This window comes from Homoserinimonas sp. OAct 916, from assembly GCF_003260275.1.
Lineage (GTDB): Bacteria > Actinomycetota > Actinomycetes > Actinomycetales > Microbacteriaceae > OACT-916.
In genome coordinates this window covers 159,731-172,598 of the sequence record NZ_QJHB01000005.1, presented here as the reverse complement: position 1 = coordinate 172,598, position 12,868 = coordinate 159,731, and the positions used below count along the sequence as shown (strand labels likewise).

17 protein-coding genes are annotated in these 12,868 nt (G+C 62.6%); 9 read left to right on the top strand and 8 right to left on the bottom strand.

Going from position 1 to position 12,868, the window contains the following annotated elements; genetic code table 11:
• Positions 1-73: 73 nt before the first annotated feature.
• The 3 genes from DL891_RS07450 to DL891_RS07440 all read left to right on the top strand — a co-directional run bounded on the left by DL891_RS07450 (position 74) and on the right by DL891_RS07440 (position 2,281).
• The gene (locus DL891_RS07450; protein WP_157962434.1) at positions 74-700 is read left to right on the top strand and encodes a class I SAM-dependent methyltransferase; all 627 of its coding nucleotides are present in this window, start codon (positions 74-76) and stop codon (positions 698-700) included.
• Positions 701-875: 175 nt separating this feature from the next.
• The gene (locus DL891_RS07445) at positions 876-1,637 is read left to right on the top strand and encodes a maleylpyruvate isomerase family mycothiol-dependent enzyme (protein WP_232819052.1); all 762 of its coding nucleotides are present in this window, start codon (positions 876-878) and stop codon (positions 1,635-1,637) included.
• A 197-nt stretch (positions 1,638-1,834) separates the two neighbouring features.
• Positions 1,835-2,281: a hypothetical protein gene (locus DL891_RS07440; protein WP_111719794.1), complete on the top strand. Its 447-nt coding sequence runs from the start codon at positions 1,835-1,837 to the stop codon at positions 2,279-2,281.
• Positions 2,282-2,319: 38 nt separating this feature from the next.
• Here the strand turns inward: DL891_RS07440 and DL891_RS07435 are convergent, their stop codons facing one another.
• The 4 genes from DL891_RS07435 to DL891_RS07415 form a co-directional block, all read right to left on the bottom strand.
• The gene (locus DL891_RS07435; RefSeq protein ID WP_111719793.1) at positions 2,320-3,105 is read right to left on the bottom strand and encodes an enoyl-CoA hydratase/isomerase family protein; all 786 of its coding nucleotides are present in this window, start codon (positions 3,103-3,105) and stop codon (positions 2,320-2,322) included.
• A gap of 83 nt (positions 3,106-3,188) precedes the next feature.
• Positions 3,189-4,004 (bottom strand): GAF and ANTAR domain-containing protein, encoded by an 816-nt coding sequence (locus DL891_RS07430; protein WP_111719792.1) that lies wholly within the window; start codon positions 4,002-4,004, stop codon positions 3,189-3,191.
• A gap of 31 nt (positions 4,005-4,035) precedes the next feature.
• Positions 4,036-4,218 (bottom strand): hypothetical protein, encoded by a 183-nt coding sequence (locus tag DL891_RS17075; RefSeq protein ID WP_157962433.1) that lies wholly within the window; start codon positions 4,216-4,218, stop codon positions 4,036-4,038.
• A gap of 391 nt (positions 4,219-4,609) precedes the next feature.
• A complete protein-coding gene (locus DL891_RS07415) occupies positions 4,610-5,386 on the bottom strand; it encodes an alpha/beta hydrolase (RefSeq protein ID WP_111719894.1) in 777 nt (258 codons plus the stop codon).
• Positions 5,387-5,550: 164 nt separating this feature from the next.
• On the opposite strand from DL891_RS07415, the gene DL891_RS07410 reads away from it, so the two are divergent.
• The 5 genes from DL891_RS07410 (at position 5,551) to DL891_RS07390 (ending at position 10,425) form a co-directional block, all read left to right on the top strand.
• Positions 5,551-7,245 (top strand): sulfate adenylyltransferase, encoded by a 1,695-nt coding sequence (locus DL891_RS07410; protein ID WP_198668806.1) that lies wholly within the window; start codon positions 5,551-5,553, stop codon positions 7,243-7,245.
• A gap of 194 nt (positions 7,246-7,439) precedes the next feature.
• The gene (locus DL891_RS07405; protein ID WP_111719788.1) at positions 7,440-7,769 is read left to right on the top strand and encodes a hypothetical protein; all 330 of its coding nucleotides are present in this window, start codon (positions 7,440-7,442) and stop codon (positions 7,767-7,769) included.
• 40 nt (positions 7,770-7,809) lie between these two features.
• A complete protein-coding gene (locus DL891_RS07400) occupies positions 7,810-8,313 on the top strand; it encodes a Dps family protein (protein ID WP_111719787.1) in 504 nt (167 codons plus the stop codon).
• A gap of 24 nt (positions 8,314-8,337) precedes the next feature.
• Positions 8,338-9,297 carry a DNA topoisomerase IB gene (locus tag DL891_RS07395; protein WP_232819051.1) on the top strand — a complete coding sequence of 320 codons (960 nt, stop codon included), beginning with the start codon at positions 8,338-8,340 and terminating at the stop codon, positions 9,295-9,297.
• Between the two features lie 54 nt (positions 9,298-9,351).
• On the top strand, positions 9,352-10,425 hold the full coding sequence (locus tag DL891_RS07390; protein WP_111719785.1) for a YihY/virulence factor BrkB family protein: 1,074 nt from the start codon (positions 9,352-9,354) through the stop codon (positions 10,423-10,425).
• 6 nt (positions 10,426-10,431) lie between these two features.
• On the opposite strand, the gene DL891_RS07385 is transcribed toward DL891_RS07390, so the two are convergent.
• The 4 genes from DL891_RS07385 to DL891_RS07375 all read right to left on the bottom strand — a co-directional run bounded on the left by DL891_RS07385 (position 10,432) and on the right by DL891_RS07375 (position 11,633).
• The gene (locus tag DL891_RS07385; RefSeq protein WP_111719784.1) at positions 10,432-10,773 is read right to left on the bottom strand and encodes a hypothetical protein; all 342 of its coding nucleotides are present in this window, start codon (positions 10,771-10,773) and stop codon (positions 10,432-10,434) included.
• A gap of 107 nt (positions 10,774-10,880) precedes the next feature.
• Positions 10,881-11,045: a hypothetical protein gene (locus DL891_RS17315; RefSeq protein ID WP_198668805.1), complete on the bottom strand. Its 165-nt coding sequence runs from the start codon at positions 11,043-11,045 to the stop codon at positions 10,881-10,883.
• A gap of 3 nt (positions 11,046-11,048) precedes the next feature.
• The gene (locus DL891_RS07380) at positions 11,049-11,225 is read right to left on the bottom strand and encodes a CsbD family protein (RefSeq protein ID WP_255563084.1); all 177 of its coding nucleotides are present in this window, start codon (positions 11,223-11,225) and stop codon (positions 11,049-11,051) included.
• Between the two features lie 138 nt (positions 11,226-11,363).
• A complete protein-coding gene (locus DL891_RS07375; protein WP_157962432.1) occupies positions 11,364-11,633 on the bottom strand; it encodes a hypothetical protein in 270 nt (89 codons plus the stop codon).
• A 344-nt stretch (positions 11,634-11,977) separates the two neighbouring features.
• Here DL891_RS07375 and DL891_RS07370 point away from each other — a divergent pair, with 344 nt between their 5' ends.
• The gene (locus DL891_RS07370; protein ID WP_232819050.1) at positions 11,978-12,844 is read left to right on the top strand and encodes a hypothetical protein; all 867 of its coding nucleotides are present in this window, start codon (positions 11,978-11,980) and stop codon (positions 12,842-12,844) included.
• Positions 12,845-12,868: the final 24 nt, after the last annotated feature.

Genomic DNA, 12,868 nt, shown 5'->3' with positions numbered 1-12,868 from the left:
CGGGAGCGGCACCGGGCGCTCAGCCAGCCGCCGAAAACGTGGCCATCGAAGAACTGAACCGAAAGGGATAAACGTGAACAGCGACCAGTGGGACGCCCGCTATCGGGATGCGCGCACGGCATCAGGCGACAGCCTCTGGGTGGCCGAAGCGCCGCTGCGTTTTCAGCAGGTACTCGCGGATGTCCCACCCGGGTCGGCACTGGATCTCGCCACTGGAGACGGACGCACCGCGCTGTGGCTTGCGGGTGTCGGCTGGGACACCACCGCGGTGGACTTCTCAGGCGAGGCGTTGGTCACAGCCCGAACGCGGGCCGCGGAACGTGGGGCGAACGTCCATTGGATTCAGGGGGATGTCACCGACTGGGAGCCGGGCCGAACGTTCGACCTGGTCACTATCGGTTACCTCCACCTTCCGAGGGAGGCCATGGCAGCCGTGCTGAAGCGTGCCGCTGGCTGGCTGGCCGACGGTGGTCGATTGCTCGTGCTCGGCCATGACGTGCGCAACGTCGACGTCGGGGCGCCCGGCCCGCGTGACCCCGGGGTGCTGTACACGCCTGAGATTTTGCGCGAGGCGGTGGGCGAGGTACTGGTCATCCTCGAATGTGAGACGGTGGAGCGAGACGGAAGCGCCGATGCTGAAGTGCCGGATGCCCCGGCCCATGTTGCACTTGACACATTGCTGCACGCTCAGAAGGACTGAACCGGCGAGGTGCGGGGCCGCCAGCGTGGTCATCCGGGCGCACCCCTACTTTGACCACGAACTCGCCTGCGCAGTCTGCAACATTTCGTGATCGCCCCGTCGCACCCCGCCGGGCGCGGGTAGGTTGGCTGCACAGGTTGGCAACAGACGGTGGCGATGAAGGGTGGCAACCAGAATGAACGCAAGCGTAATCGGGCACGGTGACGACATGACCGGAGCCCGGCCCGATCTGCAGGTCGTGCGGGAGGGCACTGAGTACTTTCTGCGGAAACTGCGCGAGCTCACTGACGATCGGTTCGATGGGCCGTCGCTGCTGCCGGGCTGGACACGTCGCCATGTTGCGGCTCACGTTGCCTACAATGCCCTCGCGTTGCTGAACCTCGTCGAGTGGGCCGAAACCGGTGTCGAGAAGCCGATGTACGAGTCTCCCGCTGCCAGGGACGCCGAGATCGAACAGGGCGTCGCCCTTACCCCTGCCGCGTTGCGCGAGTTGAACAACCAGGCCGCAACGAAACTCGACACCGCGTGGAACGCCCTGACTGACAAGGCCTGGCGGGCGGAGGTGCGTACGAGGATGGGGCAGCCCGTCGCAGCATCGGCGACGGTGTGGATGCGCACCCGAGAGGTGTGGCTGCATGCAGTGGATCTGAATACCGGGTCCAGTTTCACCGACATCCCGGCCGATTGCATCGACCATGTGGCGGCAAATGTTATCGCGGCGTGGCGCGCGCGTCAGGCCGCTGAGCAGATCCCGAATTTTGTTCTCATGCCGGATGACCGTCCCGGTCCGTGGGCGGTCGGCTCAGAAGACGCAGGCGATGCGGTCATCCTCACAGGCTCGGCGGCGGCCCTGGCCCAGTGGGCCACTGGCAGGGGAGCGGCGGGAGTCGCGACAGAATCCGGTACCCCGGCACCGAGACCGCCTGCCTGGTTGTAACCCTCATTCGCAGCATGAAACGTCTCGTCTTCACGAGTGTTCTTCGACGTTGCCGACGGGGAGTTCTTGGTCAAGGAATGTGCTCGACGGCGTGCCCATTTTGTGACTATGATGACTGTGACATCGTTGATGCCCTCGTAAAGAACCGTCCAGTGGGAATTCTTCCCAAGGACCGTGAGAAAGATAGAACAACCCGCATGGTCATCGACAACGCTCTCATCAATGCGCTCGGTTTGGGCGCAACCGCTCTCTCCATTCTGATGTGGATTCCGCAGGCCCGCTCCACCTGGCAGCACCGCAATGACCCCGTGCGGTTGGCGGCCATCTCAGAGACCACGCAGTGGCTTCTGATGGCCTGTTATCTGCTCTGGGGCGTGTTCGGTATCGCCAGCCAGTCCTTCTGGGTGGCGGCGCCCAGTGTGGTCGCGTTTCCGCTGGCGCTCGCAACCGTGGTCATTGTGCGTCGCGGTCGTCGTCTGCCCTCGGCGATCGGCACCGTGGCCATCATCGGAACCGCCGAGATGATTCCCGTGGCACCGGTTACGGCGCCGCATCCGATCTTCTCCGCCGAGCGGGGAACCACGGCCGACGTACGCCCTCGGGACGCCTTCACCGCTACGGGCGCGATCCCGATCCTCGCGTAGCCGCCTGCCACCGACCCCACAAAACAGGAGGATGCGGCCTACAGGTGACCGGCTCGCCGGGTTGAGGCCGCCGCGAACGCCGCAATTCGAGCCTTCGCCTCGTCTGTCTCGAAGGCCGCACCGATCGAGCGGGCCTCCTCGTCGAGGTTCGTCGCCAAGTCTCGATCCATTCCCGAGCGCAGCAGATGCTTCGCCTGCCCGAATGCCCCGGCGGCGTTGTCGAGCCAGTAGCGGGCAACTGCCCGAGCCCGATCTCTGAGATCCGCCTCGGGTGTGACCTCAGCGACCAAGCCCCAATCAAGTGCCTCGGCTGCACTGAGCGCACGGTCCTGCAACAGAAGTTGCAGCGCGCGGCGTTCACCGACCGCGCGGGGAAGCAGGCTGGTCACCGACATGTCGGGGGTGAGCCCCATGTTTGCATAGCGGCTGCTGAAGGTGGCGTTCTCAGCTGCGACGACATAATCTGCGGTGAGCACGATTCCCAGGCCACCACCCGCTGTGACGCCATGCACGGCCGCGACAATCGGAACCGTCGACAGCACCAGGGTGCGGATGCCGTCGTGCAACACCTCGGCGGCTTCAGTGACCGCAGTACCGGCGCCGATGGCCCCCGACGCCATTGCCAGCACATCGCCGCCGGCAGAGAATGCCGGCCCGTTGCCTGCCAGAAGTACCGCTTGGATGTCGCTTCTGTCGGTCACCTCGTGGGCGATGTCACGCCAGCGGTGAGCGGTCGGCACATCGAACGCGTTATAGCGATCTGGCCGATTCAGGGTGATCGTGGCAAGACGATCATTGACGTCGAAGAGGATGTTGTCGACCACGGGTCACCTTTCGTAAGAGCCTGATCCGGGAAGATTAGTCGCGCCATCAGACGCTTTGCCCCGTGCCTGCACTCTATTCCTTCTCAGGCCTGCAGATTTTCGGATGACCCGCCCCCGGTTTGACTGTCGTCGGCATCACCCAGTCCACCCGCGGTAGTCGGCCGCAGACGGGAGGGGGCGAAGGCGTTAATCTCCAGGGTTCGATCAACGATCTGCGCGGCCACGGTGCGAATGCTGGCATTGGTGTTGCGGGCATGGGCGCGCATTGCGGAGAAGGCCTCGTCGACCCCGATTGTTCCTGAGGCGGCCAGCACTCCCTTGGCCTGTTCGATGATGATTCTGCTGTCGAGAGCCCGCTGCAGCTGCGCGGTCACGACGCTCGATTCGCGAGTGTTTCGTTCTTGCAGAATGCCGATCGTCGCGGCGGCGGCCAAGGCCTGGGCAAGGGCGGCATCCCGCTCGGTCAGCCTTCCGGGTCGCCTGTTGAAAAGGTTCATCGCGCCGATGGTTTCTCCGCGCAGCCTCATCGGAACGGCATGAACGGAATGGAATCCCGAGCTCAGGGCAGCCAGTCGGAACTCTGGCCAACGTGCACCCGTTTCGGCGATGTTTTGCACGACGACGGGTTCGCCGGTGTTGAACGCGTCCACACACGGGCCCGATCCGGCGTCCAATTGCAGGACCTCGACCAGTTCGATCTTCTCGCTGGTGGATGACACGGATTGCAGCCCGCCGGTTGCATCGAGCAGCAGAATGCCGCCGGCGTCGACTGGCAGGAGTTCGGTGCATTCCTCCAAGAGGGTGTGCAGCAGGTCGATCACATCGTACGTGTCGACGAGAGTGTCGATGAGGGCTACGAACGCCTCGATCAGTTTCTCTTCCCGTCCAGATTCTGCCACGGCGGCCTCGTTTTTATTGACGATTGAGGCCTTAAATTCTCCCCGCTACGACGTCGAAAGGCAAGCCACTGCCAGTTGGTGCGGTGTAGCCGTCCAACGCTCCCGGAACCAGACGATAGAGATCCACCACCCCGATTGCGGCCGATCCCATGACAAGCGGGAACGCGAACACCGCACCGACGCTGAGCCCGAGTATTGACAACCACGTGATCATGGTTTTGAATTGCCATACCGCATTGCCCTGGACCTCGGTGGCGGTGATCGCCGAGTTCAGTTCAGAGGAGCACAGTATGCGTGTCCTGACGCCAGCCCACACAGGCGAACGTTCTGCCGAGGTGGTTCCGTTGCCGACAGCCGTCTCGCAGTGGTCAGCGGTGCCTGCCGGCCATCACAGCGCGGTTGCGGGTCACATCACTGATGCGGTGACCCAAGCCGTTCAGGAATGGCTTCGCGGTGTCGAGGCTGAGCGGGCCGCAGCATCCCCGAGTCGGAGAGAGCGAGAATAACTGGGGCCGCCCGTCCGGGTGGGTGATGATCACTACGAACCCGAACGCAGTGATCATCACCCACCGTGGACGGGCAGACCGCGCTGGTAGTCGGGTGATCTACCCCGCCGCGAAGAAATCGGTCAGATGCTCGGTGATGATCGAGCGCACCGTCGGGCTGCTCAACGATGCGGTTCCATCCCCGGGTTGGGCGCCGTAGTCGCCAAAGCTCGCATGGTTGGCGCCGTCGATCTGGAAGAAGATCGTGCCGGGTGGCAACAGGTGCGACGATTCCCTGATCTTCTGCGGTGTGCTCAAACCATCGTCGCTCCCGCTCAGGCTGAGCACCCGCATCTTTGTGTTGGACAGGTCGTTCGCGCAGTAGCTTCCGAACAACACGAGACCGCTCACATCCGGCTGCTCGCCGTATTGGCAGGCCCGCACCCCGCCGAGGGAGTGACCGCCGACAGACCAGGTGCTGATACCCGGGACATGATCGGTGAAGGTTGTCAATGCGCGTAGGTCGAAGAACGCGAGATTGAGGATGGGCTTGGTGACCACGACCGTCACACCGGTTTCTTCCACGGCGCCCGACAGCTTGTAGAGGTACGCGTTCGGGTCCACTTTGGCGCCGGGAATGAATATCAGCCCTGAGCCGGATGCCTCTCCTGTCGGTGCCAGGACCACCGAATCGGAATAGTCGGTGATCGAGATCGCCGGATTCGCCTGAACCACAGCCAATGGTCCTGGCTCTGCCTGCATCACTCCGACGTTGGCCCACACCAGGAGTCCGACCACCGCGGCAACGAGGATCGTGACGAGAGAAAGCAGTACCCAGGTGAGGATCCGGCGGGCACGTGGGTTCGACCGAGGTGACTTCTTCGGTCTGGCTGCCATCATGCGTGTGCGCCTGCTTCCCTGCGATCCCGAGCCAGTCCACAATACCAGCGGCCACACTGCCCGGCCGCGGATTCGTTCGCACCGGGTGGGCGCTGTTATGGTTCAGGCCACTATGGAGTCAGCGTGGAATGTGTAATCGTATTGAAAGGTGCGTTGGAACCGTGAACTTCAGGAAATATCCGCAGCAGCCCCACGGCGGAGTGCTCGTCGACCAGGTGGTCGCCGACGGTCAGCGTGACGAGCAGATAGCGCACGCGCGTGAGCTTCCGTCGATTCGAATCGACCTCGAAGCGGCGATCACGATCGAGATGATCGCCACCGGCGTGCTCTCCCCGATCACGGGGTTCATGAACCGAGACGACTACACCTCGGTGTTGGAGAGCAGCCGTCTGGCCAACGGGATTATCTGGCCGGTGCCGCTCAGCTTCGCGCCCAGCGGTGCCAAGAACGCCGAGATCGTGCGCGGCCTCGAAAACGGCGACGAGGTGGCACTCACAGACCATAACGGTGACCCGGTCGCCGTGCTGACGATCCAAGACATCTTCGACTACGACAAGCAACACCGCGCGCAGCACCTCTTCGGAACTGTCGACCCCAGCCATCCGGGTGTCGATTCGATCAACCGGCGGATGGGTGACGTCTCCCTCGGTGGACCGGTGCGGTTGTTGCAGCGGGTGGACTGGGGCCCGTTCGAAAAGTTGCGCCTCGAGCCCAAAGACACCTGGCGCATGTTCTATGACGAGAAGAAGTTCGGCACGGTAGCCGGTTTCATCACCGGCGCGAACCCACTGCACCGAGGACACGAATACATTCACCGGAACGCTCTGGAAGAGATCGACGGGCTTCTGCTCCAGCCGCTGGTGGAGATGGCAAAGCGAGAATACGTGCGGCACGAATACCGAATGCTCGCGTACCGTAACGTTCTCGACCAGTATTACCCGAAAGACCGCACGGTGCTGTCGCCGCTGCGCGTCACCTACATCTTCGCCGGTCCGCGCGAAACCGTTCTGCACGCGCTGGTGATGAAGAACTACGGCTGCACGCATGCGCTCATCGGGCGGGATCACGCCGGAATAGGCGACTTCTACGACAAGTACGCCAGCCACAGCATTTTCGATGAGTTCTCGCCCGAAGAGCTCGGTATCGAGGTGCGCCTCTTTCATGAGGTGTTCTACTGCAGTCGCTGCTCCACACACGCGACGACCCGGACCTGTCCCCACGGTGAGAAGTACCGCATTCAGATCTCGGGAACCGGCATTCGCGAGATGCTGCGCCAGGGCATGCTTCCGCCGAAAGAAGTGGTGCGGCCCGAATCGGCGTTCACCGCGATCCAGGGGGTGCAGCCGAAGGGCGTCGACGAGGCCGGGCAGAGTATTGCCCCGGTCGCGAAGACCATCTCGAGCATCTTCCCGCACTACCGCGAATACGAACGCTTGGGCGGTGCCCGCCGGCCGGTCGCACTCGAGGAGCACGAGCTCACCCGGCGTGACCTGGAGGTCGCGAACCGGGACGCCCGGGTGAATGCAACCGCGATCTATGCCGAGGTATATGCCGAACATGCTGCTCTGAGCGATCACAACCGGAATATGCAACCCGCGTGGGTGGATGAGGCCAGGCAGACGTTGCGGTCCCAGCAGGAACGCATCGTGCGTGATCTCGAAGAGAAGCTGGAGCAGGCCCACGCCGAGGCCTCCGACGAGTTTCTCTACCAGGATCGGGCTGAGACCGAGCGGGAGCTTTCAGCGGCTCGCACGCTGCTGGCCGAGATACCGGCTGCGGCCGACAAGGATGCGCTGGATGCGCGGCGATGGAATGCGCTTCCATACAAGCGGTACCGTGGTGACGACGGCGAGTAGGCCTGCCCATGGTGCCGCGTCAGCGCGGGTGGCAAATTAGTGACGTCGCGTGTGCTCGACGCCGCGGGGTGGGAGAACTTACCAGTGGCCGAGGTGAGAAGCAAGCCCTAGCCGGACGGTGGGAGCCCGACGTAGGGTGAAGTTTCAGATGGCGTATTCGTACAGAATCGCACCTGCGGCAAAGGAGTTCCACCATGAGCGATCCGAGCACCGAGGACCTGAGCGCCGAGGATCTGGGCACCGAGGACCTGAGCACGGACGACCTGGGCACCGAGGACCTGAGCGGCGAGGACCTGGGCACCGACGACCTGGGCACCGACGGCCTGGGCACCGACGACTTGGGCACCGACGACGAGTATCTGGACGAACTTCCCCGGCTCGGCGAGAGCCCGGAGGAGGTGTTCGAGGAAGAATCTTTCGACGAACTTCCCCGGGTCGGCGATGAAGGGCAGGCGACGTCTGACGAGGCCTTCGACGAAATGCTCTCGGAGTCTGACGACATAGACCCCGACATCGCTCCCTGAGCAGACGACCGCACACAAAACAACCGACGAAAGGTACAGCATGAAAGCCTCAACGACTCTTGCGAACAACCTCCAGGCCGTACTCGTGGACCTGATCGAACTCCACCTCCAGTGCAAACAGGCTCATTGGAACATCGTCGGCCCGAACTTCCGAGACCTGCACCTCCAGCTGGACGAGATCGTGGCTGACGTGCGCGAGTTCTCCGACGTCGTCGCCGAGCGGATGCGTGCTCTTCAGGCCGAACCAGACGGCACGTCCCAGACGGTGAGCGCGAAGACTTCCCTCAGCCCGTTTTCCCATGGAGAAGTCTTGACGACGGATGCGATCGACCTGATCACCGATCGCCTCGACGCGACGACCGCCACGATGCGCGACGTGCACGATGCGATCGACGAGGAGGATCCCACCACTGCGGACATCCTCCACGCGGTCATCGAGAAGTTGGAGCAGTACTCGTGGATGGTGAGTGCGGAGAACCGCACCCCGGGTTCGGTGAAGCAGACGAAGCCTTCGAAGTCGACCGCGGCACGCGCCAAGAAGTGACGAAGCATTAGCGTGCGGCTGCGCATGGCGGATCCGTCTGCCCCAGGGTGGACCCTGCGTCGTCGTGGCAGTGGTTTCAGCCTGCTGGACGAGACCGGGGCCCCTCTGGATTGCGTTACGGCACGTGAACGGGTGGATCAACTCGTCATCCCGCCGGCATGGAAGAATCTCTGGATCGCTCCGTATCCGAATGCGCACATCCAGGCGATCGGAACAGACGCAGGCGGTCGGCGGCAGTACATCTACCACGAACAGTGGAATCGTCGACGGGCGCGCCAGAAGTACGGGCGCGCGCTCGATCTGGCTGAGCGGCTGCCGGCGGCCAGGCGCCTCGTCACTCGAGATCTCCGCACGCGAGCCGGGACGCGGGAGCGTGCGCTTGCCGCAGCATTTCGCCTGTTGGACAGCGCCTATCTCAGAGTAGGAAGTGAACGCTACGCCCAGCAGCACGGCAGCCGCGGTCTCACGACTCTGGAGGGCGCCGATGCGCGGGTTTCTGAGAACACCGTCTTTCTCAACTTCGTCGGCAAGAGCGCTGTCGACTGGTCGTCCCAGACAACCGATGAGGATCTTGCGGCGGTCATTCGGTCACTGAAGCGCCGGGGCCCGCACGCCACACTTCTGGCGTGGAAGGACGAGGGTGACTGGCGCGCGGTGCGGGCAGGAGACGTCAACGAGTATGTGCGCCTGCGCACCAGGGGTGAGTTCACCGCGAAAGACTTTCGCACGTTGCACGGAAGCATCATCGCTGCAACCGAACTGGCCACGCACGGCCCGGCGAAGGACGCGTCTGAAATGAAGGGGGCGATCACCGAGGCTGTCAATCAGACTGCCGCGGTTCTCGGGAACACCCCGGCGATCGCGAGGAACAGCTACATCGACCCGCGCGTCTTCGACCGGTTTCGCGATGGCCATTGCCTGGAAACCGGCACCATCGCTCCGGAAACCGCAATCAGACGTCTGATCCTGGGCAGCGATGAATGACGAACAACCGTTTGGAACTTGCCGTCGAGGCGCCGAACCTGTCTACTGAGTGGAATGAGCAGACCGACCGCGGGCGCAGTCCGTGCACAGGCGCCCGCGCAGGTGGACGGGCCAAAGAACCCGACCGAACTCGGTGCGAGTTCGTGGAAGTACATCATTCGACGCACGATCAACGAATTTCGTCGAGACGGGTGCCTCGACCTGAGCGCCGGCCTAGCGTTTCGGTCGGCGCTCGCCGCATTCCCGGTGCTGCTGGTTGCCGTGGCGGCACTGGGCCTTCTCGGCAGCCGGAACAAAGTGATCGAATTCATCGTGCAGACGATCCAGGAATTGGGCTACGCCGAAACGGCTGCTGCCGCAAAAGATCTGTTCGACACTCTTTCACAGGCTCCCGACGGCTATGCATTCACGGTAGGTCTCGTTCTTCTGCTGTGGTCGGCATCCGGCTACCTCTCCGCATTCGGGAGGGCTATGAACAGAGTGTATGGACAGAAGGAGGGGCGTTCGCTCTGGAAGACGAGAATCGCCTTCGTGCCCCTCGCCGCTCTTATCGTCGTCATGATGGCGATCGCCGCATTCGCGGTCACCATCGGCGATGCTGTCGCCGACACCGCCGTGGAAATACTTGGGATCGAACCTGCTCTCGTGATCGCGTGGAACATCCTGCGATTCCCGGTCGCGCTCATCCTGATGCTCGCTGTGTTCGCCCTGCTGTACTACTTCACGCCCAACGTACGACACCCGAAAGTGCGATGGGTGAGCGTCGGAGCACTGGTCGCCGTCGTCGTCTGGATACTGGCATCCGTCGGGTTCACAATCTACTTCGCCAATTTCTCCTCGTTCGAGCGCAGTTATGGCGCGATCGGTGGCGCGCTCGTATTCCTGTTGTGGCTGTGGTTGACCAACTGGTCTTTGCTCGCGGGCGGTGAGTTCGATGCCGAGTTGGAGCGGATGCGACAATTGCGCTCGGGGCTGGACGCCGAGAAGAGCATCAGCGTGCCGATGCGCCAGTCGCGGAACGTGACGAAGGCCGCCAGCCTCCGGATACGGGATGTGCTGGCGGCCCAAGAGATAAAAGACCACGCGCGCCGGAACGATGCCCCGACCGAACGAAACAAATCGACGTGAGTGAAGCTACTCGATCCAGGTGAGGGCCCGCTCCAGAACTCGGGCCCGTCTCTCGGCGGCTTCTGACGGCACGGACCTGGCGACGCGGGCGGCAGGGGGAAAATCCGGAACAGGGAACAGGGCGTCTTCCACTCCCTCCGCCAAGTCGCTGGAGTCTGAAACGCCCAGTGATGTGGCTGGGGTCAATACGAAACTCTGCAGAGAAACGCTGCCGTCCGGCCCTTGGACGGGTATGTGCACCGCCCGGGATGATCCTGTTCGACCGAGTTCGGGAAGATATTTGGTCAGTGCGTCGGCAATGGCGGTGCCCGTGACTACAGAGCAACCAGGGAAGTTGATCTGTTTCATCTCATTCCTCTCCAAGGTGGCACCACTCGCAGGTAAAAAATGACGAGGTGTTCCCACCGAATGGCGGAGAACACCTCGTCATTTACTCTGGTTCAGCGCGCGCGGCGTCAGACTGTTTTTCGTCCAGACATCGATCGGATCAACCAAGCGATGATGGCGATGACGGCAAGCACGATTCCCACCCAGAGGAGGAAGTTGAGCGACTGCACGAGGCCACCCGTGATTGCGAGAATAACCGCAATGACAATGACAATGATCAGTAGAAGGTTCATGAATTACTCCGTTGCACTCTTGAACGCGTCTTTCACGTTCTCGCCGGCCTGCTTGACGTTCGCCTTGGTCTGATCGGCGCGACCCTCAGCCTCAAGGGACTCGTTGTCTGTGACCTTGCCAACGCCTTCTTTGACCTTACCGGCCATCTCTTCGGCGGTGTTCTTGATCTTGTCGTTCAATGTCCTACCTCATTTCTTTTGCAGAACTCTGTTGTAGAGCACTAATAGGAATAAGCATCCCACCCTGAATTACCCCACCACAAGGGGTTGACATGTAACGCTCGCATGAGATAAAGGGATGCGTGGTTGAGTCCGCCGTCAGTCGCGGCCAAGCACCCAGTTCAGCGCAGCGATCATGGCGCTGTAGGCGACCGATGCCATCTCGTCGCCCATGGCCTCACCACTGGCGATCTGCAACTCGTTGATCTTGAGCTGCACCTCCTCCTCTCCGGCGGAAGTGTTCACCACCCATTTCAGAGCATTCATCGCGCCCGTGTTGCCGAAGGCCATCTGCTTGGTGACCAGGTCACGGCGACGCTGCGACTGCAGTTCAGAAAGCCAGTCGCCTACTTCTTCCATAGTCTTCATAGTGTTTCCATTCTCCCCGGTGAAGATCTGGTACGCAGCTTCCGCATACGCAATCCGTCACGGCGGTACCGGCTGTTCATTGGGCGAATTCACAGGTTCTGCAGATGATTTGCCGAGAAACGCCTTGCAGACTGGCCACTTCGCCCGCGCGACACCCGTCGCTCGAGGATCGTCGATTATAAGAATCGCTCCGTGGCACGCGCGCCTATGCGTTGCCCGGTGTGATTCGACAGGTGAATTCTATGCATAACTTTTTTTCTCGTTCACGCACGCCCGCTGATGACAGCACCGGCTCCATCTCAGAGACCCGAAGTGCGATTCGCGCTCAGAAACGACAAACGAGGATGCGGGGCGGCTTGCTCGTTGCCGGCTCCCTGGTGGCTGTCGGTGCCCTCGTCGGCGCCGGGTTCGTGGTGCAGTCCAACGTCGAGGCCACGAATGCGAGCATTGCCGCAACGGAGGTGCTCACCGCAAGCACCGGGCGTCAATCAGACCAGTTGGCCGCCTACGGCATCGTGAGTTCTGCTCGCGCGAAGAGCAAGGCAAAAGACACCATCACCGTAGCGAAAGACGCCATCGGCTCGGCGAAGGGCAAGGCAGACACGGCCACGCTCTCGGCATCAGTCGCCTCCCTCGGAAATTACGAATTGCTCACACCGGGGCGCATCTTCGAGCTCGTGGACCAGACACATGCCGAGACCACCAAGGTGAAGAAGGCCACGAAGAAGGCCGAGGAATTGGCGGCCAAGAAAGCCGCAGAGAAGAAGGCTGCCGAAGAGAAGAAGGCTGCCGAAGAAGCGGCCGCAGCGAAGTCTGCCGAAGAAGCGGCCGCGCAGGCCGCAGCGGAGGAGGCCGCCGCGAACAGCGCGCCCGTCACTGGCTCCGCTCCGAGCGCACCCAGCAACCCTTCGGGCGCCCAGGCGATCGCGCGTGACATGGCGGCATCGTCATACGGTTGGGGCGACTCCCAGTTCGGGTGCCTGGTGGCACTCTGGGACAGGGAGAGCGGCTGGAACGCCAACGCGTACAACGCATCCAGCGGGGCTGCCGGAATTCCACAGGCGCTTCCCGGCAGCAAGATGGCCTCCGCAGGCGCTGACTGGCAGACCAACCCCGCGACCCAGATCAGCTGGGGACTGGGCTACATCGCCGGCTCGTACGGAACCCCGTGCGCGGCGTGGAACCACTCCGAGTCGGCCGGCTGGTACTGACCGCCAAGGGGTTGATCCCCGCCG

What these genes read in the sequence shown, in the direction of transcription:
- DL891_RS17075 (WP_157962433.1), bottom strand. Translation starts at nt 4,218, where the DNA reads ATGATCACGTGGTTGTCAATACTCGGGCTCAGCGTCGGTGCGGTGTTC.
- DL891_RS07370 (WP_232819050.1), top strand. Translation starts at nt 11,978, where the DNA reads ATGCGGGGCGGCTTGCTCGTTGCCGGCTCCCTGGTGGCTGTCGGTGCC.
- DL891_RS07445 (WP_232819052.1), top strand. Translation starts at nt 876, where the DNA reads ATGAACGCAAGCGTAATCGGGCACGGTGACGACATGACCGGAGCCCGG.
- DL891_RS07395 (WP_232819051.1), top strand. Translation starts at nt 8,338, where the DNA reads ATGGCGGATCCGTCTGCCCCAGGGTGGACCCTGCGTCGTCGTGGCAGT.
- DL891_RS07385 (WP_111719784.1), bottom strand. Translation starts at nt 10,773, where the DNA reads ATGAAACAGATCAACTTCCCTGGTTGCTCTGTAGTCACGGGCACCGCC.
- DL891_RS17315 (WP_198668805.1), bottom strand. Translation starts at nt 11,045, where the DNA reads ATGAACCTTCTACTGATCATTGTCATTGTCATTGCGGTTATTCTCGCA.
- DL891_RS07440 (WP_111719794.1), top strand. Translation starts at nt 1,835, where the DNA reads ATGGTCATCGACAACGCTCTCATCAATGCGCTCGGTTTGGGCGCAACC.
- DL891_RS07415 (WP_111719894.1), bottom strand. Translation starts at nt 5,386, where the DNA reads ATGGCAGCCAGACCGAAGAAGTCACCTCGGTCGAACCCACGTGCCCGC.
- DL891_RS07375 (WP_157962432.1), bottom strand. Translation starts at nt 11,633, where the DNA reads ATGAAGACTATGGAAGAAGTAGGCGACTGGCTTTCTGAACTGCAGTCG.
- DL891_RS07390 (WP_111719785.1), top strand. Translation starts at nt 9,352, where the DNA reads ATGAGCAGACCGACCGCGGGCGCAGTCCGTGCACAGGCGCCCGCGCAG.
- DL891_RS07400 (WP_111719787.1), top strand. Translation starts at nt 7,810, where the DNA reads ATGAAAGCCTCAACGACTCTTGCGAACAACCTCCAGGCCGTACTCGTG.
- DL891_RS07405 (WP_111719788.1), top strand. Translation starts at nt 7,440, where the DNA reads ATGAGCGATCCGAGCACCGAGGACCTGAGCGCCGAGGATCTGGGCACC.